Below are 22,223 nucleotides of genomic sequence, written 5' to 3'. Positions count from 1 at the left end.
TTCGGGCCCTTTCCCGCGGTGGCGGGCAGGTGACAAAGGCGAAGCTGGATGCGCGCAGGCATGGCATTCCTCGGAAGCAATGGCGAAGCACGCCTTTTTATCCCATCCAGCGGGTGCTTGCCATCTGCGCACGACCGGCCAAGACCCACTAACATCGTTCTCCTCACCCCGCGGAGTACTTTCATGAACGCCCCTCTCCACCGCGAAATGCCCGCCGGCCTGCTCGACGCCGGGCGCGCACTGTCCGACGTCTCGTCCCAATGGGACAACGACATCGTCAAGCAACTCACCAACTACATCGCGATCCCAGCCAAGTCCCCGGGCTTCGACAAGGAGTGGGCACAGAACGGCTACCTCGAAACCGTGATGCGCAATGCCGCTGCCTGGGTCGAAGCTCAGAAGGTCGATGGCCTGAAGCTGGAGATCGTGCGGCTCGAAGGCCGCACGCCGGTGCTCTTCTTCGAGCTGGCGGCGACCGGTACGGACATGACCGAAACCGTGCTGATGTACGGCCACCTCGACAAGCAGCCTGAATTCACCGGCTGGCGCAACGACCTCGGCCCCTGGACACCCAAATACGAAGACGGCCTGCTGTACGGACGCGGAGGCGCGGACGACGGTTACGCCGTCTATGCGAGCGTGGCAGCAATCCAGGCGCTGAAAGCCCAAGGCGCGGCACATCCGCGCATCGTGGGTCTGATCGAAACGTGCGAGGAATCCGGCTCATACGATCTGCTCCCCTATGTCGACGCATTGCGGCCGAGACTGGGCGACGTGTCGCTCGTCATCTGTCTCGATTCGGGCGCGGGCAACTACGATCAGCTTTGGCTCACCACTTCATTGCGCGGCATGGCGAGCGGTACGCTGAAGGTCGAGATCCTGACCGAAGGCGTGCACTCGGGCGACGCTTCGGGATTGGTGCCGTCGAGCTTCCGCATCATGCGGCAGGTCCTTGACCGGCTCGAAGACAGCAAGACCGGGCGCCTGTTGCCCGAAAGCTTTCATTGCGCTGTGCCGGCCGAACGGTTGTCGCAGGCCAAGGCGACGGCCGCGATCCTGGGCGAAGAGGTCTACAAGCGCTTTCCGTGGGCGCACTACGATTGCGGCGGCGCATCGGCGTTTGCGCTGCCGACCACGACGGACCCGGTGGAGGCGCTGCTGAATCGCACCTGGAAGCCTACACTCTCCGTCACCGGCGCCGAAGGGTTCCCGGCGTTGAAGGACGCGGGCAACGTGCTGCGCCCCTATACCGCATTCAAGCTGTCGCTGCGTCTGCCGCCGCTGGTCGATGCGGGTCAGGCAGTGCAACAGCTCAAGTCTCTGCTCGAGGACAACGCACCCTACCAGGCCAAAGTCACCTTCGAGAGCCATGGCGGCGCGACCGGATGGAACGCGCCCGACACCGCGCCATGGTTCGAGCATGCGCTGAATGCCGCGTCACAGGCGCACTTCGGCGCGAGCTGCGGCTACATCGGGCAAGGCGGCACCATCCCGCTCATGAACATGTTGAGTGTCGGCTTCCCGAAGGCGCAAATGATGGTCTGCGGTGTGCTGGGCCCCAAGAGCAATGCGCACGGGCCCAACGAGTTCCTGCATATCCCTTATGCCAAGAAACTGACGGCGGCGGTGGCGGAGGTCATCGCGGCCTTGCCGGCGGCGAACGCCGTCGCTGCTTGAGCGCTCGTCCGACGCAAGCGGCGCCGCAGGTGCATCAAGCGCTGCGAACGCCCGACGGCGAAACATTGGCGCTGCACGTCTGGCCACCAGGACGTACCGTTGCAAGAGCCGTCGTCGTCATCGTTCATGGCTTGGGCGAACACGCCGGCCGCCATGCGCATGTCGCACAGCGACTCAATGGGTGGGGCTTCGAAGTGCTCGCCCTCGATCAGTATGGCCATGGCGCTTCCACCGGCGCGCGCGGCGGTTTGCCGACGTCCAACCGCCTTACCGAAGATCTCGCGCTCGTGGTCGACGATGCCAGGCGCCGGCACCCGGGGCTCCCGGTGGTTCTGCTTGGCCACAGCCTGGGTGGGCTGGTGGCTGCAAGCTTCGTCGCGCGCGATGTGCGCACGGTAGATGCACTGGTGCTTTCGTCGCCAGCACTCGATCCCGGTCTCAGCCGATTCCAGAAGCTCCTGATCGCAATGCTGTCGCGGCTCGCGCCCGAATTGCGCGTGAGCAATGGACTCGACCTCAAGTATCTGTCGCACGATCCCGCGGTGGCAGAAGCGTATCGAGCCGACCCGCTGTGTCACGATCGCATCGGCGCGCGGCTGGCGAGCTTTTTGGCGGATGAGGGCGCTACCGTGCAGTCAGCTGCCGCCGCCTGGCGCGTGCCCACCCTGCTCATCTACGCCGGGAATGATCGCCTTGTTTCTCCCGCGGGCAGCCGCGCATTCGAAAGTGCGGCGCCGCCTGAGACTGTGAGCACCACGTGCTACACGAGCCACTTCCACGAAATCTTCAATGAACGCGACGCTGAGCCCGTCTTCGACAGGCTCGAGCACTGGTTGGCCGAACGCTTTCCGAATCCCTAGGCGGCTGCCGGGGCGGACGCGGCGCGCCGCCGCGCAAGCCACAAGAGCGCAAGGCCGGTCAGCACCACTGGCACCAACGAGCCGAAGTTAAGCAAGCGCCATCCCTGTGTCGTGACCAGTACGCCTGACGCGAAAGAGCTGATCGCCAGGGTCCCGAAGACACAGAAGTTCAGCGCGCCTTGCGCCCGGTCCCTTTCCTCGGCCGTGTACGCGGTCAGCGACAAGGTCGTGCTGCCGGTGAAGAGAAAGTTCCAGCCCACTCCCAGCATGAACAACGCAATCACGAACCGATGCAAGTCCACGCCAGACAGCGCGACGGCGATGCACCCCAGGTTGAGCAGCAATCCGACACCCATGACCGGCAGCGCGCCGAACCGGCGGATCAGGTGACCGGTGAAGAAGCCCGGCGCAAACATCCCGATCACGTGCCATTCAAGGACGAGCGCTACATCTTCAAATGGAAGACTGCACACCTGCATGGCGATCGGCGTCGCGGCCATCAGCAGATTCATGACACCGAATCCCAGCGCGCCCGAGACAGCGGCAACGATGAATACCGGCTGACGTGCGATCTCGGAAAGCGATCGCCCGCCTGCGGATGCGTTCTTGGCCGGTGGCGCGGGAAAGTCGATGAATTGCATCATCGCCATCGACGCCAGCGCGATCACCGCCAGGGCGAGGTACGCACCAGCGAACGGCACTTCGAACCAATTGCGCGTGACCGCGGCGAGATTCGGCCCCGCGACAGCACCGATCAGACCACCAGCCATCACCAGCGACACCGCCTTCTCGCGCCATTCGGGAGCGGCGAGTTCCGCGGCGGCAAATCGGTAAAGGCTGGCGTTGGCGTTGTAGTAGCCAGCGACCAGCGTCGCAAAGCAGAGGAGCCAGAAGTCCTTCCAGACAGCAGCTTGCGCGCACAGCAGCGCCGAGAACAGCGCCACTGCAATGCCGATCTGGAATGAACGTCGACGACCGAGACGGCGCTGGGTGCGCGCCACCAAGCCGGTCGCGAGCGCGCCGCCCACCACGTAGCCCATCACGGGCAGCGTTGCCATCCAGCCATGCGGCGCGAGTGCCAATCCGACGAGACCATTGATTGCGATGAACGTGACGTTGTTCGTCAGGAACAAGCCTTGGCAAATGGTCAGCAGCCAGAGATTGCGATTCATGGCATGAACGAAGGACTGCGGTCGTCAGCCCTTTTGAAGCAAGCCGCTCAGGGATGACAGCAGATCATCGTGATTGCCGAGGCCTTCGGCAGGCACCTGCCCCTTCGGCGTCAGGTGATCGATCAAGGTGGGCAGCAGCGTTGCGAGCAATGGCAGCAAGGTTGCGCTGTTCATCCCGAGCTTTTGCGCGATGCCGGAGATCGCGTCGCTGCCCAGCACGTCCTGCAACTGGCCTCCAGAGATGGGCGCGTTCTCGCCCTTGCCTATCCACGAGCCGATGACGTCGCCCATCCCGGCCTGATCGAACTTGGACACCAACCCGCCGAGGCCACCAGTTTCACTGTTGTTAGCGAGCAGCCCGCCAAGGGCGCCGGCAATGCCGCCCAGATTGCCGAGCCCCTCGAGGCCGCTGAGCCCGCCGGGACCGCCTTCCTGAGGTTGCGCCTGCGCGCCGCCGAGCACCTGACCGAGTACCGAATCGAGCAATCCCATGATGGGCTCCTGAAGCAATGAAGGATGTGGAACGCGGCGTTACTTGGGGCGCGGTGTCCGCTTGGCCAGCAGCGGCTCGCTCACACCCTGCACGCCGACCAGCCCAAGCACGGTCGCGAGCGCATTCTGCGCGCCCTGCCAACCATCTGTCACGTCGATCCATTCAGACAGCGCATGAAAGCCGCCGGTCTTGCCTCCGCTACCGATGATGATCGCCGGGATCCCCAGCGACATCGGCACGTTGGCATCCGTGCTGGCGCCGGTGAGGAGCGTCTTATGGCCGAAAGCGGCGTTGGAGCGGACCGCCGCCTCGACGACCACAGAATCCGACCCTGTGCGTCCGCCTGGCCGATCGCCGATAAGCTTGGTCGATGCACTGAGGGTCGTGACATTCCAGCGCTTGTTTTCTTCCGCTACGGCCTCGTCGATTGCGGACAGCACCTTCTTTTCAGTGTCCAGCAAGGCGCCCATTTCGTCCGAGCGGATGTCCACCGCCATTCGCGCATCCGGCGCGATGGTGTTGACGGAGGTTCCACCGCCGACGGTGCCGACGGTGAACGTCGTCTTGGGAAAGCTCGGCGTCTTGATGTCGGCGATCTTTGCGATGGCGCGACCCATCCCGTGGATCGCGCTCGGAACCTGACCAAACGCCGCGTAGCTGTGGCCACCCGGGCCCTTGAAGTTCACTTCGTAGCGATGGCTGGCGGTACCGAGCACGAGAACGGTTCCGTCCGGCGCCGGCTCCAGGCCAACCATGCCGTCGATCTCCGGGTGATCGCGAAAAATGGCCTTCATGCCGCGCAAGTTGCCGAGTTCTTCTTCGCCCACATTGCCCACAAACATCAGGTCGCCGACCGTCTGCACCTTGTGATCGTTCAGCACCTTGAGCCAGGAGAGCAACACGGAAAGGCCCCGTGTGTCGTCCGAGATGCCAGGCGCATGGAGCTTTCCATCCCGCTCCTTGACCTTGACGTCCGTGCCTGCGGGAAAGACCGTATCGAGATGCGCCGAGATCAGCAGTGTCGGCCCGTTGCCGGTACCTTTGCGCACGCCGATCACGTTGCCCTCGGCGTCGATCCTGGCGTCCGCAAGGCCGAGTGCCTTGAGTCGCGCAAGAAACGCTTCGGCGCGCTTCTGCTCCTTGAACGGCGGCGCCTCGATCTCGGTGAGCGCCTTCAGATCCTCGACCGAACGCTCATGGTCAGCCTTGACGGCATCAAGCAACTGCTTGACGGCCGGTGCGGCCAGGAGCTGCGTATACGCCTCGTCGACTGCGGGCCGAACCTGCGACGGCGTCGGCGCCACAGCGGAGACTTGTGCGTGCGCGCCGCCGCCGATGCATGCTGCGGCAAGCACGATGGGCGCCATGCGCGACGGCAGCAAAGCCCGCGAGGGCAAGGAAATGAGGCGAGATGACATCATTCTTTGATCTTTCATTGCGAATCGGTGAGCAACACCAGCGCAGCGAGCGCGGCTGTTTCAGCGCGCAAGACACGCGGTCCCAGCGTCAGCGGGGCAAAGCCGCGGACCAGCGCTTCTTTTTCTTCTGAAGCACTGAGGCCGCCTTCCGGGCCGCTCAGGACCCAAACCGAACGCTGAATGCTGGCCGCCGCTTCGTGCGCCGACCAAGCTCCTTCGGTGAGGCTCAAGATGAACCGTTCCGAATCGTCCGCCGATGCCGCGAGCCACCCTGCCAGCGGCCGAACCGGATGAATCACCGGAACACGGTTGCGTCCGCATTGCTCGCAGGCCGAAATTGCGATGGCTTCCCAATGCAGGCGCTTCTTGTCGGCCCTTTCGCCTGACAACCGGAGCACCCCATGTGCCGTCACGAGCGGCTGAATGCTCGCGACGCCGAGTTCGGTCGCTTTCTCGACCAGCCAATCCATCCGTTCGTTGGCCGGCATACCGACGGCCAGGTGCACCGCTCGCGCAGCCTCGCGCTCGATGGGCTTGCGCGCGCCGACTGTGACATCGACGTCGCTCCGCCCCATGCGGTCGACGGTCGCCGCGAATTCGCCGCCGCTGCCATCGAAGAGGGTCAGCGCATCGCCGGGTTGCATCCGAAGCACCTGCACGTGGCGCGCAGCACCGGGCGGCAGCGTGAGCGAGCTGTTCTCGACCAGCGCCACAGCGCAGTGAAATCGCGCCGTCACATGCGTCCGTAGGCGAAGCCGCTCAACGGCTGAGTGCCTTCGACTTCGTCGATCACGCGCAGCAACGGTGTGAGTTCGCGATAGCGACTGGCGGTCGCGCGGATATAGGCGATGAACCGCGGCGTATCGGCCAGGTACTTGGGCTTGCCGTCACGAACCGTGAGCCGCGCGAAGATGCCCGCGACTTTCAGGTGGCGCTGCAGACCCATCCATTCGACGCCCCTATAAAACGCACCGAAATCGTCGTCGACCGGCAGACCAGCCTTGCGGGCCCGCTCCCAATAGCGCACGGTGACGTCGATCACGAACTCTTCGTCCCAACTCAGAAACGCATCGCGCATGAGGCTTGCGATGTCATAGGTGATCGGGCCATGAACCGCGTCCTGGAAGTCCAGCACGCCCAGCGCCTGTCCCTCCTTGACCATCAGGTTGCGAGGCATGAAGTCGCGATGCACGTACACGCACGGCGCGGCGAGATTGTTCTCGACGATCAATGCAAAACTGCGGTCGAGACGCTCCTTGAGCTGCCCCTCCACCGGAATTCCTCGGTGCCTGGCGATGTACCACTGCGGAAACAGCGCAAGCTCGCGCTCCAGCAGCGCGCGATCGTAAGGAGGCAGGACATTCGGCTTCGATGCCAGTTGCCAGCGAATCAGTGCATCGATCGCCTGCTCGTAGAGAGGCCGTGCCGCGCCAGAGTCGGCGGGATCGATCACGTCGAGCATCGTGTGCGCACCCAGGTCATCGAGCAACAAGAATCCGTCGGTCTGATCCCACTCGAGCACCGTGGGCGCAGTGACGCCTGCGTCGCTCATCAGCTTGGCGATCTGAACGAAAGGGGCGCTGTTCTCCTGGGCGGGCGGTGCATCCATGATGATGCGGGTCTTGGCGCCGTCGCTCGTGTCGACCCGGAAGTAGCGTCTGAAACTGGCGTCTGCCGAGGCGAGCCGCACGGTCTGCGGCTGCAATTGGTGCGCCGGCGCAACGCGATCCATCCAGCGGTTGAACGCCTGGGCGCGGGCCGGATCGGTCCACGCTGGGGAATGAAGGGGAGATGCGGCGCGGTCGACCGGGGACGAAGAGGCTGTCATGGATAATTGATTCTACAAATCCGCCTTGCGCGGGCTCTCCCAACTCGACGGCCGTCAGCGCCGCCCTTCCCCTTCAGAAGATATTTGTTCCGTACCGATGCCTGACCTGAACCGAGCTGCCTGGCGCCGGTGCCGCCCGCCCTTGCCGCTGGCGGTACTGACGCTCGCACTGTTGCATGCGCACGCCGTGCGGGCGCAGGATACGGAACTGGATGCTCCGCTCGTGCTCAAGCGCACACCGCAGCTTGCCGAAGTGATCACGCCCGCGCAGCGCGGCGACCGGCCCAGCTTCGTGGATGGAGATCGCATCTCCGGCAGGCCGGACCTCGAGACGGTGGTCGAAGGCAACGCCACGCTGCGTCGTGGCGACACCTTCATTCGCGCCGACCGGCTGGAGTACTACCAGCCCGAAGATCGCGCCCGCGCCACCGGTAACGTCCATGTGAACCAGGCCGGCAATGTCTACGAAGGCCCCGAACTGGAACTCAAGCTCGAATCCTTCGAAGGGTTTTTCAACAAGGTCCGCTACTCCTTCCTGGCCAATGGCGGGCGGGGAGACGCGGAGCGAATCGACTTCATTGACAGCAATGTCTCGGTCGCACGCATCGCGACCTACACCACCTGTCGTCCCGAGGACTATCCGGGCTGGATGCCGGCCTGGCTCCTGCGCGCCAAGACCATCACCACCGACTCGGAAGAAAACATCGGGGTGGCGACAAGCGCGCAGGTCACCTTCATGGGCATCAGTACGCCGCCGTTCCCGTCGCTCAGCTTTCCTCTGAGCAACGCACGCAAGACGGGTCTGCTGCCGCCAGTGATCGGCATCGACAGTGTCAACGGCATCGAACTGACCACGCCTTACTACTGGAACATTGCCCCGAATCGCGATGCAACGTTCTATCCGACGCTGATGAGCAAGCGCGGCATCAATCTCGGAAACGAGTTCCGATATCTTGAGAACACGTACCAGGGCGAGATTCGCGCGGACTACATGCCGTACGACCGCCTTCGCGATCAAGACCGCTGGGGCGTCTGGACCCAACACAACCAGACTTTCGACCCCAAACCGCTCGGCCTCGACTATCTGACCGGCTCCCTCAGCATCAATCGCGTGAGCGACGACAACTACTGGCGCGACTTCACGCGGACGCCGTCCCTGACGACGCGGCTGCTTGCCAATGATGGCGCGCTGCGATGGGGTTCAGGGGACTGGAGCGGCATGGCCCGCGCGCTGAGTTACCAGACGCTGCAATACGCGCCTTCGCCGATCATTCCGCCGTACGACCGCATGCCGCAGATCACGGCCAACTACAACAAGTACGACGGCCCGGCCGGTTTGGACTTTTCGTTCAACAACGACTACACGCGTTTCCAGGGCGATCCGATCTTGCAGGGGCAGCCCGACGGGGAGCGCGCTTTCACGCAGCTTTCGCTGAGCCGGCCTTTTCTGACCCCGGGCACGTTCGTCATTCCAAAGGTGATGGTGAACGCCCGCGCCTATCAGTTCGACGCGCCGATCAACGGATTGACTTCAACCAACGTGACGGTGCCGACGTTCAGTCTCGACAGCGGCATGATCTTCGAGCGGGACGCGAACTATTTCGGACGTGGGTTCCGGCAGACGCTCGAGCCTCGCGCCTTCTACGTCTATACGCCGTTTCGCAACCAGAACGAGTTGCCCAACTACGATTCAGCGGCCAACGACTTCAACTTTGCGACGGTTTACACCGAGAACGCCTTCTCCGGCAATGACCGGATATCCGACAGCAACCTGCTCACGCTGGGCGTGACTTCGAGATTGATCGATCCGGACACGGGCGCCGAGGCTGCCCGCTTCGGTATCGCGCAGCGGCTGCGTTTTGCCGATGAACTCGTCACGCTGCCGGGCGGAGTTCCTGTGACAGACCGTTTCAGCGACCTCTTGCTCGGCGCGCAGATCAACTGGACGCCCAAGTGGACCTTCGACGGCACTGTTCAATACAACCCGGACCAGCACAACTCCGAGCGCACAGCGCTGACCGCCCGCTATAGTCCCGGACCTTATCGCACGATCAGCGCCGCCTATCGCTACCAGGCAAGCAGCTACGCCGCAGCCGCGGACGGGACCAGAGTCTCCAACAATGACGGCAACCAATCGATCGATGTCGGCTGGCAGTGGCCCATCAACGATCTCTGGGGCGACAAAGGCAAGGACCTCGGCTCGGGGCGGGGTCAGGGGGGTGGGCGCTGGTACGCTGTAGGCCGTCTGAATTACAGTCTGCAAGACAGCAAACTCACCGACGGCGTACTCGGCTTTGAATACGACGGCTGCTGCTGGATCGGCCGCGTGGTTGTTGAACGTATCACCACCGGGCAAGTCACAGCCAGTACGCGAATCATGTTCCAGCTCGAGCTGGTCGGCTTCGCCAGCATCGGTACGAGCCCGCTTCGCACGTTGACGCAAAACATCCAGCGCTACACCCCTCTACGCCAACCCGGCGCCGCGCCGAGCCGCTACACCAATTACGACTGAGATAGAGCTTCGCCATGAAACACATTCGCTCCATCCTTACGCTTGCCTGCATGGCGACCCTGGCCACCGCTTCTGGCGCGCAAGGCATCACCGACATCATGCGCTCGGGGCCGCGCATCGCGCCTCCGGTCCCGGCCGACACGAGGGCCGCGCCGCCCAACGTGCAGCGCTCGGCCGAGTACATCGTCGCACTGGTCAACTCCGAACCCGTCACGAACACAGAGGTGCAGGCGCGCGTTCAGCGCATCCTGAGAGAGAACCCCGAAGCCGACCGCATGCCCCGGCCTGAGCTGACGCGTCTGGTGCTGGAGCGGCTCATCAACGAGCACGCCCAGCTGCAGATGGCCCAGGAAAACGGCATCAAGGTGGACGACCTTGCAATCGACCAGGCCGAACAGGCGGTGGCCCGGCAGAACCAGATCAGCCTTGTCGAGCTGCGCCGCCGGGTGGCGGCCGAGGGACTCTCGCAGGAGCAGTTCCGGCGCGAGCTTCGTGATCAGCTCATGCTGACCCGCCTGCGCGATCGCGAGATCGAAGCCAAGGTCAAGATCAGCGACGTCGAAGTCGACCAGTTCATTCGTGAACAGCGTGCCGGCGGCAACGCGGCAATCGCGCCGAACATCAACATCGCGCAGCTGCTGGTCGCCGTGCCCGAGAACGCGAGCGAGACAGACATCGCAAAGCTGCAGCAGCGCGCGCAGAGCCTCGCCCAGCGCGCGCGGGCCGGCGAGGATTTCGCAAAGCTCGTTCAGGAAAATTCCGACGCGGACCGCGCTGCGGGTGGCGCGCTCGGGGTGCGCAGTGCCGAGCGTTATCCGCCACTCTTCGTCGAAGCTACACAGTCGACCCCGGTCAACGGAATCGCCGGCCCGGTTCGGTCGCCAGCAGGCTTCCATGTGCTCAAGCTGCTGTCCAAATCGCAGCCTGGCGCGACTGACGCGGTCGTCACGCAGACGCACGTGCGTCATATCCTGCTGCGCAACGATCCCAAGCGCACCACTGCTCAATCGGTCGCGCAACTCGCCGAGTTCAAGGATCGCGTGCAAAAGGGTTCGGCGGACTTCGCGAGCCTTGCCAAGGACAACTCGGAAGACGCAAGCGCTAAGGAAGGCGGCGACCTCGGCTGGGCGCGCCCGGGCCAGTTCGTGCCCGAGTTCGAAGATGCAATGAACGGCCTCGCTCCCGGTCAGATCAGCGATCCGGTGGTGTCTCGCTTCGGGGTCCACCTGATCTTGGTGGAAGGTCGCCGAGAAGCCAAGCTCACCCAGACCGAGCAGCGTGAGGCAGCGCGCGCGGTGCTGCGCGAGAAAAAGATCCAGCAAGCCACCGAGACTTGGGCCCAGGAAGTGCGCGCGCGGGCCTACGTCGAATACCGCGACCCTCCGCAGACCTGATGCGTCGCCCCAAGGTTTCGCGCGCTTCCTCGTGAGCCGCGTTCATATCCCTCGCAAGCGCTTCGGGCAGCATTTCCTTGCTGACCAAGGCATCATCGACGCGATTGTTCGTGAGATTGCCCCGAAGCCCGGCGATGCAATGGTCGAAATCGGCCCAGGGCTCGCGGCGCTCACGCAACCACTCGTCGAGCGCCTTGGCCGATTGACCGTAATTGAACTCGATCGCGATCTGGCGCAGCGTCTGCGCAGCCACGGTCAATTGGATGTGGTTGAGTCGGACGTCCTGAAGGTTGATTTCGCCGCGCTTGCCGACAGGCTCGTGGCGCTGCCTTCCACCGGCCTGCGCGTCGTAGGCAACCTGCCCTACAACATCTCCACACCGATCCTCTTTCACTTGCTCGGCTTCGCACCGTTGATCTCCGACCAGCACTTCATGCTGCAGAAAGAGGTGATCGATCGCATGGTTGCGCGACCGGCAACCTCGGACTATGGCCGTCTGAGCGTCATGCTGCAGTGGCGGTACGAGATGGAGAACGTTCTTTTCGTGCCGCCGGAAAGCTTCGATCCCCCTCCCCGTGTCGATAGCGCCGTGGTCCGCATGGTGCCGCTGGCGGAGCCGCCGAAGGTTGACGCGGAACTGCTCGGCGAGATCGTCCAGGTCGCTTTCAGCCAACGCCGCAAACTGCTGCGCCACAGCTTGGGCAAGTGGCTGGATCAAAAGGCTTTCGCCGGCACCTTCGACACCCAGCGCCGCGCCGAAGAAGTCCCGGTCCACGAATACCTAACCCTGGCCCAGCAGTTCCCAAAATGAAAAAAAGCCCGTCACTGACGGGCCTTTGTTAGTGAAACACCGCGGAACCGGCTCTGCCGGGCCGCTGGTGTTGCCCCCGGTAGGGGGTAGGTGGCCACACGAAGTGGGCAAGCCTGGGGGCGAGCAACACCTACGCTGCAGCGAGCCAATATCCCGCGTTGAACGGGCTGCTCATGCGCAACGCCAACGGGGAAACATCGACCAATTTGTCTGTCGGCATTTTTTCTGCCGCTGGGTCGGAATTCTGAACTTCGATATCGGCGGCCGGTGCGGTGCCGATTTGAGCCTCGTTCGCCCGTTCTGCTTGGCTGGTTTGTGCAGAACGGGCTACAGAAAAGAATAGAAGCACCGGAAGGGTATCTTTCGGTCTCCCCAGTAATCGGCAGCGTCACGGAAGATGTCCAGCAGTTGCTCCCGCGCTTCCTTGTCGAACTTGGCGTTCGCAGGGATCTGCTCGAGCACGATCACAAAACCGGGCTGCGGGCCCGATTTGTGCAACGGGTCCGTCATGCAGTCATACAGCGCATCGAAGTTCTTGCCGAAGTGCTGCGGAAAGGTGAATTGCTGAGCGATCAGATCCAGCACATCCTGCTTGGTCTGGGCGTTGCCGAGGTTGGCATATAGAAAGTGCTGACCGGCCGCATGTGCTGCCTCTTGCAGGTCGTTCACGCGAAATGCGCGAATCGACTGCACGATGTTCGGTCGCACGCCACGAAGGGATAGGGTCATCTCCGCTGGTCTTTCCATGGTTGTATTCATCATTTCGTCAGGACGCTCGTTCGCGCCTTTCCAATTCTGTTTGTCGCTCAAGGTTCGATCCGCCGAAAACTCGCATAGTGATCTGCCGTGTACCAGCAGGCCGATGGCGTCGTACGCTCGCCTCCGCAGACGATGCGCCGTGCACCACGATCGCGCGAGCCGGGCGTATCGACCGTGTACTCTCGGTAGTGGCCTCGGCGCTCCTGCGGCAGCAGGCGTTCGCGATTGCCGAACACCACGCCGTCTTTTTCATGCCGGAAAGGGCCACCGTTCAAAATGGCCTCATATGTACGCTGGCCTTGCACAGGCAATTCGGCCAACGCAATCGATTCCTGCACGGGCTGACCGGCTTCAGTACCGAACCATTCACGTGCCTGAACTCCAGTTGCAAAAGCCACCAACAACAAGCTGGTAAGCGCAAACTTGGAAACCGGAGACGTGATCGAGGCGTAAGCCGCCATGGGGCACCAGAAAGAAAAGAGCGAGAGCCGAATTGGGGGGTCAACCGGTTGGGGTTAACCCGCAAATTCAAGGCCGCAAGTGTGCACCAGAGGCGCGCAAATAGCAAGCGCCTGCCCAATCTTTGAGCAGGCGCAAGGGTTTGAGCGCGGGTTTGAAGTTAGCGACCGCTGTCGCCACACTGCCTAGCGCTCTGCGTTGGCGTCCGCGACTGTCAGTGCCGTCATATTCACGATGCGACGAACAGTGGCGCTCGCCGTGAGAATATGGACGGGCTTCGCTGCGCCCAGCAGAACCGGGCCGATCGCGATATTGCCGCCTGCTGCCGTTTTGAGCAGGTTGTACGAAATGTTGGCCGAATCGATGTTGGGAAACACGAGCAAATTGGCATCGCCAGCCAATGCGCTATGGGGCATTACCGCCGCACGCTGCTTGCCGTCCAACGCCACGTCGCCATGCATTTCCCCGTCGACCTCGAGCCACGGCGCTTGGGTGCGGAGCAAATCGAGCGTTTGACGCATCTTGAGGGCCGTTGGCAGATTGCTGCTGCCGAAATTGGAATGCGACAGCAAGGCGGCCTTTGGCTTGAGGCCGAACCGCATCATTTCTTCCGCGGCCATCGTCGTGATCTCGGCGAGTTCCTCAGGCGTCGGATCGTAGTTGACGTGCGTGTCGACCAGGAACACCTGCCGGTCGGGAAGCAGAAGGCCGTTCATGCAGGCATAGATCGGCACGTTCTGACTGGTACTCGCGCAACCGCCCGGGCGCTTTCCGATCACCTGGTCGATGTAATGCAGGTGAATGGTCGTGGTACCCCAGGTACCGCAGATCATTCCGTCGACATCTCCCTTGTGGAGCAACATCGCGCCGATCAGGGTCAGGCGGCGACGCATCTCGATCTTTGCTGTCTGGACGGTCGTGCCCTTGCGTTCGGTCATCCGGTGATAGGTCTGCCAGAAGTCGCGATAGCGATGGTCCTGTTCGACGTTCACGATGTCGTAGTCGAGATCTTCCTTCAGGCGAAGGCCGAATTTTTCGATGCGTTGGGCAATGATTGCGGGACGGCCGATGAGCGTGGGTCGCGCGATTCCTTCGTCGACCACGATCTGCGCAGCGCGCAGCACGCGTTCTTCCTCGCCTTCGCAGTAGGCCACGCGCTTCTTCGGCGCGCGCTTGGCGGCATCGAAGATCGGTTTCATCATCGACCCTGAGGTGTAGACGAAGGTCTGCAGCTTGTCCCGATAGCCATCGAGGTCAGAGATGGGCCGCAGCGCCACCCCGCTCTCGGCAGCCGCCTGGGCGACGGCGGGTGCGATCTTCATCATCAACCGCGGATCGAAAGGCTTCGGAATCAGGTATTCGGGGCCAAAGCTGAGTTTCTCACCCGCGTATGCGGCCGCCACCCGCTCGCTCTGTTCTGCTTGCGCGAGTTCAGCGATGGCATGGACCGCCGCCACTTCCATTTCGTCCGTGATGGTGGTCGCGCCGCAGTCCAGGGCGCCGCGGAAGATGTATGGAAAGCAAAGGACGTTGTTGACCTGGTTCGGGTAGTCGGTCCGGCCGGTGGCCATCACGACGTCGTCGCGAACGGCGTGAGCATCCTCGGGCGTGATTTCCGGATTCGGATTCGCCAGCGCGAAGATCACGGGCTTCGCCGCCATCTTTGCCACCATGGCGGGCTTGAGCACGCCACCGGCGGACAAGCCAAGGAAAACATCCGCGCCTTCGATGACCTCGGTCAACGTCCGCGCCTTTGTCTTCTGCATGTACTGGCGCTTGTCGTCGTCCATCAATTCGGTGCGGCCTTCATAGACGACGCCCGCGAGATCGGTGACATAGACGTTCTCGCGCTTGAGGCCGACTTTCAGCAGCAGGTTCAGGCAGGCCAAGGCTGCAGCGCCTGCGCCCGAGGTCACGAGCTTGACCTGGGAGATTTCCTTGCCGACCACCTTGAGGCCGTTCAGCATGGCTGCCGCAACCGTGATGGCGGTGCCGTGCTGGTCGTCGTGGAAGACCGGAATCTTCATGCGCTTGCGCAGTTCGCGTTCGACGTAGAAGCAATCCGGCGCTTTGATGTCCTCGAGATTGATGGCCCCGAATGTGGGCTCGAGGGCGGCAATGACTTCGACCAGCTTTGCCGGGTCCTTCTCGTCGATTTCGATGTCGAACACGTCGACGCCGGCAAACTTCTTGAACAGAACGCCCTTGCCCTCCATGACGGGCTTGGAAGCCAGAGGGCCGATGTCGCCGAGACCGAGAACGGCCGTTCCATTGGTGATCACCGCAACGAGGTTGCCACGCGCGGTGTACTTGAATGCGTTGACGGGGTCCTTGACGATTTCCTCACACGGGGCCGCAACGCCGGGCGAATAGGCGAGCGCCAAATCGCGCTGATTGACCATCTGCTTGGTCGCGGCGATCGAGATCTTTCCGGGGACGGGATGCTCGTGATATTCGAGGGCTGCGCGGCGCAGTTCGGCACGTTTGTCCTCGGGCGTGGGGATCGGTGAAGTCGGATCGGACATTGGGCCGTGCCTCCAGTGACGCTTCTTGCAAAAGGGCGCCGATTGTAGACCTCGACTTTGGCGCGGCCGACGCGGATCGGGGGCCTCTGCGGCCCGGCGCCGTCTGTTCCTACTTCTTCTACTTATTCTTCCTATTTAGATTAGTAGTAGTAGTAAGGGACCGGCTCCGCTGTGGACAGTGGCACTTTCCCGTTGCGCAGCAAGCACTTGCCGAAGCCGGCCAGCTGTGGGCAGCTGCGCTTTCGTGCTGTCGCGCGAAGGCGAACAACTTTGACGAGAGCCTCTCGCCTGTGGATAACTGATGGGTTGTGCCGGAACTGTCCCCAGGGTTGTTCGACGGGCGCTGTGGCAATATGCCCGGCACAGCAACCCCGTAGCGAGGAACGACCATGGCGCTGATGGATTTCATCAAGAAGCAGTTCATCGACATCATTCAGTGGACCGAGACCAGCGATGGAACGCTGGCCTGGCGCTTTCCGATGCAGGACCTGGAAATCCAGAACGGCGCATCGCTGACGGTGCGGGAGTCGCAGGTGGCGGTGTTCGTGAACGAGGGCCAGGTGGCCGATGTCTTCGGGCCAGGCATGTACAAGCTCACGACGCAGACGCTGCCCGTGCTCACATACCTCCGGAACTGGGACAAGCTGTTCGAGTCGCCCTTCAAGAGCGATGTCTACTTCTTCAGCACGCGACAGCAGGTCGATCAGAAGTGGGGCACGCCGCAGCCGATCACCGTTCGTGACAAGGATTTCGGTGCGGTTCGCTTGCGGGCATTCGGCAACTTCAGCTTTCGCATTGGCGACGCCAAGCTGTTCCACAAAGAGATCTCGGGCACCCGCGACCTCTACACGGTGGCGGAGCTCGACGGTCAGTTGCGCGGGCTGGTGCTTCAGAACATCAGCAACGCCATCGCTTCGAGCGGCGTGCCATTTCTCGATCTTGCAGCCAACCAGATCCAGTTCGCCCAAGCGCTCGCGACCCAGCTCGTGCCGGAGTTCGCAAAAATCGGCATCAAGCTCGAGACCATCACGGTGCAGAGCGTCTCGTTGCCCGAAGAACTCCAAAAGATCCTCGACCAGAAGATCGGCATGGGCATGGTCGGCAACGACATGGGCAAGTTCATGCAGTACCAGACGGCGCAGGCCATTCCGAAGTTTGCCGAAGGGGCCGGCACTGGCGGTGGCATTGCGGGCGATGCCATGGGATTGGGCGCCGGCGTTGCGCTGGGCCAGGTGCTCGCGCAGAACCTTGCGCAGGGGCTGGGTCAGCAAAACCCTGCTGCTCCCGCGGCGGCCGGTCAGCAGCAGTCGCCCGTCGTCGCCGTTGTCAATCCAGCCGACGTGATGGCGACCCTTGAAAAGCTCGGTGAACTCAAGGCCAAGGGAATCCTCACCCAGGAAGAATTCGACGCCAAGAAGGCGGAGCTTCTGAAGAAGCTGGTCTGATCCGCGCGCGTTGGCCACCGATTCGTTTCAGCAGCGGCTCTATCGCGCGCCGTGCCCGGGCTGCGGCGCGCCGGTCGAATTTCGATCGGCGCAGTCGACCCATGCTGTGTGCCCCTACTGCCAGAGCACCGTGGTGCGGCAGGGCGAGACGCTCTCGCGCATCGGCAAGATGGCGGAGCTGTTCGATGACTTCAGCCCACTGCAACTCTTTGCGGCCGGCCGCTTCGCGGATCGACCGTTCACGCTGGTCGGCCGCCTTCAGTACAGCTATGACAGCGCGCGTTGGACCGAATGGATTGCCGCGTTCGATGCCGACCGCACCGGCATCCTGAGCGAGGACAACGGCGCTTACGTCTTCACGCTGCCGATCGACCTGCAACGCCCTGCTCCGCCTGCGGAGGACTTGCGAGTCGGCGCGACGACAGCGTTCAACGGCCAGAGCTACACGGTCACGTCGAACGAACAGGTTGCGCTGATCTCCGCGCAGGGCGAGTTGCCGAGGTTGCCCGAACTCGGCCGCCGATTTCCGGCCGTCGAATTGCGCAACGACCAGGGAGAGGTGCTCAGCCTCGACTACGACACAAACCCGCCTGGCGCGTACCTTGGGCGTGCGGTGCGTCTGGAGGACCTCCAGCTCACGGGATTGCGTGATGAATCGGCCAAGGAGGAGAGGGGCCGCAGCTTCAACTGCCCGAACTGCGGCTCGCCGGTCACACTCAACCTGGCCGACAGCAAGAGCGTCACCTGCCCTTCGTGCAACAGCATCATCGATCTGTCGCAAGGCATTGGCGGGGAGTTGCGGCACGCGTCGCAAGACGAACCCATCCAGCCGCTGATTCCGCTGGGTGCCGTCGGGCAATTGCAGGGCGTGAATTGGCAGGTGGTCGGCTTCCAGCATCGCATGGGCGTGGCGCCGGGCGATGACGAGCACTTCGGCTGGAGCGAATACCTGTTGTTCAACCAGAAGCGCGGCTTCAGCTTTCTCGTCGACGCAGAGGATGGCTGGAGCATGGTCAAGCCGACCACCGGCGCACCGACCATGGCGGAAAGCGGGTCGCGGGCCACCTACCTCGGCAAGGTCTACCAGCAGCAATATGCCTACAACGCCGAGACGGGCTACGTCGCCGGCGAGTTCTACTGGCAGGTCCAGCGCGGGCAGAAGACCTTCAACCGCGACTTCGCCGCCGGCACCTCGCTGCTGTCGATGGAGCGTTCCGCCAACGAGCTGACGTGGTCGGCTGGCAGCAGGATTGACAGCGCCACAGTGGCGGCGGCCTTCAAGCTCGACCGCCGCAAGGACATGTTCAAGCGCAACGATGCGTTGCCCGTGAGCGCGGCATCGAGCCTCGGATGCGGCACCATCGTTCTCGTCATCGTGGTGATCATCATCCTGCTGATCATCTTGAGCACGTGCAGCGGTTCGGGCGGAACGGGCGGCACGCGCAGCGCAGGCGGTTCGTACGGCGGCTATTCGAGTGGCGGCGGCCACAAGTAATCAAATTTTTTCCGGAGGTTCTCTCATGACACTTGAATGGTTGAAGCCCGACGTCATCCTCGGATCGCTCGTCTATGCGGTGATCGGCATATTGGTCTTCTGGTTTTTCTTTCTGCTCATCGACAAGATGACGCCTTACGACCTCTGGCTCGAGATTGTCGAGAAGCAGAACGTGGCGCTGGGTCTCGTGGTTGCGGCGATGAGCCTCGGGATTTGCATCATCGTCGCAGCGGCGATCCATTGAGACCGAGCGAGGTCGCTGTGCCGGCGCATGCGGCCGCGAAGAGCGGCCCGCAGCCTGTCGAGGTCGCGCTGCTCGCCAGCGTGTTCGTGGTCGCGGCCTGCGGGCTGGTCTATGAACTCAGTGCGGCGGCGTTGAGCTCTTACCTGCTGGGAGATTCCGTGCTGCAGTTCAGCACGGTGATCGGCACCTACCTGTTCGCGATGGGTCTTGGCTCATGGCTCTCGCGCTATTTCGATCGGCAGCTGCCTGCGCATTTCCTGCGCATCGAACTGCTCGTGGCCTTGATCGGCGGCACCTTGCCCGCCGTTCTCTTCGTGGCCAACGCGTACATGCCAGGCGCTTTCCGGCTGCTGTTGTATGGGCTCGTGCTGGCCGTGGGCATGCTCGTTGGGCTCGAGATTCCGCTGGTCATGCGGATCCTGCGGCGCAATATCTTGCTGAAGGAACTGGTCTCGCAGGTCCTGACCTTCGATTACCTTGGCGCGCTTGCGGTGTCGATCGCGTTTCCGCTTTTGCTGGTGCCGCAATTGGGAATGATCCGCACCGGCTTGTTGTTCGGGCTGATGAACGCGGCCGTGGCGGTGTGGGCGCTCTGGCTATTTAGAGGCGAACTGCGACGGGTCAGGGCACATGCAATGGCCTGCCTGCTGGTGCTGCTGGCGCTCATGGCTGCCTTCATCTTCGCAGAGCGCATCACGACGCTCGCGGAGGACAAGTTCTATCAAGACCGGGTGGTGTTCAGCGCGACCTCGCCCTACCAGCACATCGTGGTCACACGGGGTGCTTCGGGGCACCGTCTGTTCCTCAACGGAAACCTGCAGTTCGCGGAGCGAGACGAGTACCGATACCACGAGGCCTTGGTCCATCCGGTGATGGCCGCGCACGGGGCGCCCCGGAAGGTCGCGGTGCTTGGCGGCGGCGACGGAATGGCGGTGCGCGAGATCCTCAAATATCCCTCCGTCGAAGGCGTCACGCTCGTCGAACTCGATCCGAACATGACGCGGCTCTTCACGGAGCACGAGACCCTGGCGGCGCTGAACGGCGGCTCGCTGAAATCGCCGAAAGTACGAATCGTCAATACCGACGCCTTCCAATGGCTCCAGGAGCAGGGCGAGACCTTTGACGTGATCGTGGTCGATTTTCCGGACCCGACGAATTTCGCCATCGGCAAGCTCTACACGAGCTCGTTCTATGCGTTGCTCGACAAGCGCCTGTCGGCCAGCGGCTACGCAGTGATCCAGACCACGTCGCCGTTGATTGCACGCAAGAGTTTCTGGACCGTCGCCACGACCATCGAATCGGTCGGGCTTCATGCGACGCCCTATCACGCGCATGTACCCAGCTTCGGCGAATGGGGCTACATCATCGCCAGCCGGCGGCCCTATCGCCTCCCCGAAACCTTGCCCGCGGGCTTGCGCTTTCTGTCGACGGAAAGCTTGCCGTTGCTGTTCGACTTTCCGCTGGACATGGCGCGCGTGCCAACGCAGGTGAACCGCCTTTCGAACCAAGTCCTGGTCACGACCTACGAGCAGGAATGGGGGAAGCGGTGAGGCGCCGCGGGTTTCTGGGCGCGGTTGCAGGCGCGGCCATGCTGCCGGGGTGCAAGCCGTCAGACGAAATCCAGGGCGGCTTTGCAGGCATCGAAGTCGCACGAGGGCACGCACTTCGCGATGGTGCATTGAAAAGTGGTGACGCTCCGGACATCGTGCGTCGCACCCGGGTCGTGATCGCGGGCGGCGGTGTCGCAGGCCTGGCTGCCGCGCGTGCGCTGCGGCTCCACGGCATCGATGACTTCGTGCTGCTCGAACTCGAAGACACAGTGGGTGGCAACAGCCGGGGTGGCGCGGTGGATGGCATCGCTTGTCCGCTCGGCGCGCACTATTTGCCCATACCCGGCGAAGACGCGCACGAGGTTCAGGACTTGCTCGAAGAACTGGGCTTGCGGCGCCGCATGGCGGGCCGCTGGGGTTACGACGAGCGCAATTTGTGCAGCGCGCCTCAGGAGCGACTCTTCTTTCGCGGCGCTTGGCAGGACGGGTTGCTGCCGATGGATGGCGTCGCCGCGAGCACGCTGGCGCAGTACCGCCGTTTTGCCGGTCGGGTCGATGCGTTGCGTCGAGAAGCGCGGTTCGTGATCCCGACCCTGAGGGCAGAAAGCGCGCCCCTGCTGCTCGAGTTGGACGGGCAAACTTTTCAGGCTTGGCTCGACCGCGAAGGCTTCACTGACCCGAACCTCCGCTGGTATCTGGACTACTGCTGTCGAGACGACTACGGCGCAGGCATGGCTTTCGTGTCGGCCTGGGCCGGGATTCATTACTTTGCCAGCCGCCACGGCTTTCACGCGCCGGGCAACGACAGCGCGGAGCCCGATGCTGTGCTGACGTGGCCGGAGGGCAATGGCTGGCTGACGCGGCGACTTGCCAAGCCTTTGGGCGAGCGGCTGAAGACTGGGCATGCGGTGAGCCGCATCGCGGAGCTCCGCGGGAGTGTCGAGGTCGACGCCTTCGATATCACGACCCGATCTCAGGTGCGCTGGCACGCAGAGCGTTGCATCGTTGCGCTCCCCGCATTCATCGCTGTGCGCGTTGTCGAGAACCCGCCCGAGGTACTGCGTCGAGCTGCGTCGGCGCTGGGCTACGCGCCATGGCTGGTTGCCAATGTCCATGTGCGTGAGCCGCTGGCAGACAGGCCGGGCGCGGCACCCAGTTGGGACAACGTGATCTTCGGAACGCGCGGGCTCGGCTACGTGGACGCGCGCCATCAGACTCTGGACCCAACGCCGCGCGCCACGGTGCTGAGCTGGTATCGGCCGCTGGGGCCGAGCGGTTTCGATGGGCCTGACGGTCGGCGCCTGTTGCTGGACCGCGCGTGGTCCGATTGGCGCGACGAACTGCTGGCGGAGCTATCGGTCTCTCATCCCGACCTCGCGGGACTGGCAGCGCGAATCGACATCACCCGATACGGCCACGCCATGGCGATTCCCGCTCCGGGCATGCTGAAGCAACTGGGCGCGCGCGACCGAATCGTGGCGGGACGCCTGGCCTTTGCGCACAGCGATTGGTCCGGCTACTCGATCTTCGAGGAAGCATTCACGCGCGGCCACCTGGCGGCTGCGGCGACCTGAGGTCCGT

The 22,223-nt window shown here is 63.1% G+C and carries 18 protein-coding genes; 10 read left to right on the top strand and 8 right to left on the bottom strand.

Annotation, left to right across the window (positions count from 1 at the left end; all coding sequences use genetic code 11):
* Positions 1-183 precede the first annotated feature (183 nt).
* A complete protein-coding gene (locus tag AC1DSF_RS11495) occupies positions 184-1,677 on the top strand; it encodes a M20 family metallopeptidase (protein WP_478182864.1) in 1,494 nt (497 codons plus the stop codon).
* Positions 1,674-2,537, top strand: coding sequence for a lysophospholipase (locus AC1DSF_RS11490; RefSeq protein ID WP_478182863.1), 864 nt, complete (start codon positions 1,674-1,676; stop codon positions 2,535-2,537). The genes AC1DSF_RS11495 and AC1DSF_RS11490 overlap by 4 nt, the downstream gene beginning before the upstream one ends.
* On the opposite strand, the gene AC1DSF_RS11485 is transcribed toward AC1DSF_RS11490, so the two are convergent.
* From AC1DSF_RS11485 to AC1DSF_RS11465, 5 genes are read right to left on the bottom strand one after another with little or no spacing between them, the layout of a single operon-like run.
* Complete coding sequence (locus AC1DSF_RS11485) at positions 2,534-3,709, bottom strand: MFS transporter (protein WP_478127562.1); 1,176 nt, start codon at positions 3,707-3,709, stop codon at positions 2,534-2,536. The genes AC1DSF_RS11490 and AC1DSF_RS11485 overlap by 4 nt on opposite strands.
* A 24-nt stretch (positions 3,710-3,733) precedes the next feature.
* Positions 3,734-4,201: a YidB family protein gene (locus AC1DSF_RS11480; RefSeq protein WP_478127561.1), complete on the bottom strand. Its 468-nt coding sequence runs from the start codon at positions 4,199-4,201 to the stop codon at positions 3,734-3,736.
* A gap of 39 nt (positions 4,202-4,240) precedes the next feature.
* Complete coding sequence (locus AC1DSF_RS11475; protein WP_478127639.1) at positions 4,241-5,620, bottom strand: M20/M25/M40 family metallo-hydrolase; 1,380 nt, start codon at positions 5,618-5,620, stop codon at positions 4,241-4,243.
* 14 nt (positions 5,621-5,634) lie between these two features.
* Complete coding sequence (locus AC1DSF_RS11470; RefSeq protein WP_478127560.1) at positions 5,635-6,357, bottom strand: 16S rRNA (uracil(1498)-N(3))-methyltransferase; 723 nt, start codon at positions 6,355-6,357, stop codon at positions 5,635-5,637.
* Positions 6,354-7,448, bottom strand: coding sequence for an aminoglycoside phosphotransferase family protein (locus tag AC1DSF_RS11465; RefSeq protein ID WP_478182862.1), 1,095 nt, complete (start codon positions 7,446-7,448; stop codon positions 6,354-6,356). The genes AC1DSF_RS11470 and AC1DSF_RS11465 overlap by 4 nt, the downstream gene beginning before the upstream one ends.
* A gap of 97 nt (positions 7,449-7,545) precedes the next feature.
* Between AC1DSF_RS11465 and AC1DSF_RS11460 the strand changes: the two genes are divergently transcribed.
* The 3 genes from AC1DSF_RS11460 to rsmA are packed head-to-tail and all read left to right on the top strand — an operon-like array spanning position 7,546 to position 12,165.
* Positions 7,546-9,960, top strand: coding sequence for an LPS-assembly protein LptD (locus AC1DSF_RS11460; RefSeq protein WP_478144773.1), 2,415 nt, complete (start codon positions 7,546-7,548; stop codon positions 9,958-9,960).
* 14 nt (positions 9,961-9,974) lie between these two features.
* Positions 9,975-11,354: a peptidylprolyl isomerase gene (locus tag AC1DSF_RS11455; RefSeq protein WP_478182861.1), complete on the top strand. Its 1,380-nt coding sequence runs from the start codon at positions 9,975-9,977 to the stop codon at positions 11,352-11,354.
* Between the two features lie 31 nt (positions 11,355-11,385).
* The gene (rsmA, locus tag AC1DSF_RS11450; RefSeq protein ID WP_478182860.1) at positions 11,386-12,165 is read left to right on the top strand and encodes a 16S rRNA (adenine(1518)-N(6)/adenine(1519)-N(6))-dimethyltransferase RsmA; all 780 of its coding nucleotides are present in this window, start codon (positions 11,386-11,388) and stop codon (positions 12,163-12,165) included.
* A gap of 327 nt (positions 12,166-12,492) precedes the next feature.
* On the opposite strand, the gene AC1DSF_RS11445 is transcribed toward rsmA, so the two are convergent.
* The 3 genes from AC1DSF_RS11445 to AC1DSF_RS11435 form a co-directional block, all read right to left on the bottom strand.
* Positions 12,493-12,912 carry a barstar family protein gene (locus AC1DSF_RS11445; protein WP_478127555.1) on the bottom strand — a complete coding sequence of 140 codons (420 nt, stop codon included), beginning with the start codon at positions 12,910-12,912 and terminating at the stop codon, positions 12,493-12,495.
* A gap of 59 nt (positions 12,913-12,971) precedes the next feature.
* Positions 12,972-13,385, bottom strand: coding sequence for a guanyl-specific ribonuclease (locus AC1DSF_RS11440; RefSeq protein ID WP_478144770.1), 414 nt, complete (start codon positions 13,383-13,385; stop codon positions 12,972-12,974).
* Between the two features lie 183 nt (positions 13,386-13,568).
* Complete coding sequence (locus AC1DSF_RS11435; protein ID WP_478182859.1) at positions 13,569-15,908, bottom strand: NADP-dependent malic enzyme; 2,340 nt, start codon at positions 15,906-15,908, stop codon at positions 13,569-13,571.
* A 389-nt stretch (positions 15,909-16,297) separates the two neighbouring features.
* On the opposite strand from AC1DSF_RS11435, the gene AC1DSF_RS11430 reads away from it, so the two are divergent.
* The 5 genes from AC1DSF_RS11430 to AC1DSF_RS11410 are packed head-to-tail and all read left to right on the top strand — an operon-like array spanning position 16,298 to position 22,216.
* On the top strand, positions 16,298-17,353 hold the full coding sequence (locus tag AC1DSF_RS11430; protein WP_478182858.1) for an SPFH domain-containing protein: 1,056 nt from the start codon (positions 16,298-16,300) through the stop codon (positions 17,351-17,353).
* Between the two features lie 10 nt (positions 17,354-17,363).
* Positions 17,364-18,848 (top strand): DUF4178 domain-containing protein, encoded by a 1,485-nt coding sequence (locus AC1DSF_RS11425; protein ID WP_478182857.1) that lies wholly within the window; start codon positions 17,364-17,366, stop codon positions 18,846-18,848.
* A gap of 25 nt (positions 18,849-18,873) precedes the next feature.
* Positions 18,874-19,092, top strand: a complete 219-nt coding sequence (locus AC1DSF_RS11420; protein WP_478127550.1) for a DUF350 domain-containing protein — start codon at positions 18,874-18,876, stop codon at positions 19,090-19,092.
* A 17-nt stretch (positions 19,093-19,109) separates the two neighbouring features.
* Positions 19,110-20,642, top strand: a complete 1,533-nt coding sequence (locus AC1DSF_RS11415) for a polyamine aminopropyltransferase (RefSeq protein ID WP_478182906.1) — start codon at positions 19,110-19,112, stop codon at positions 20,640-20,642.
* Positions 20,627-22,216, top strand: a complete 1,590-nt coding sequence (locus AC1DSF_RS11410) for an FAD-dependent oxidoreductase (RefSeq protein ID WP_478182856.1) — start codon at positions 20,627-20,629, stop codon at positions 22,214-22,216. The genes AC1DSF_RS11415 and AC1DSF_RS11410 overlap by 16 nt, the downstream gene beginning before the upstream one ends.
* Positions 22,217-22,223 lie beyond the last annotated feature (7 nt).

Source organism: Variovorax sp. 01N429, from assembly GCF_056399425.1.
Note: the sequence above shows the minus strand (reverse complement) of the source record. Positions and strands in the feature narration are given on the sequence as shown.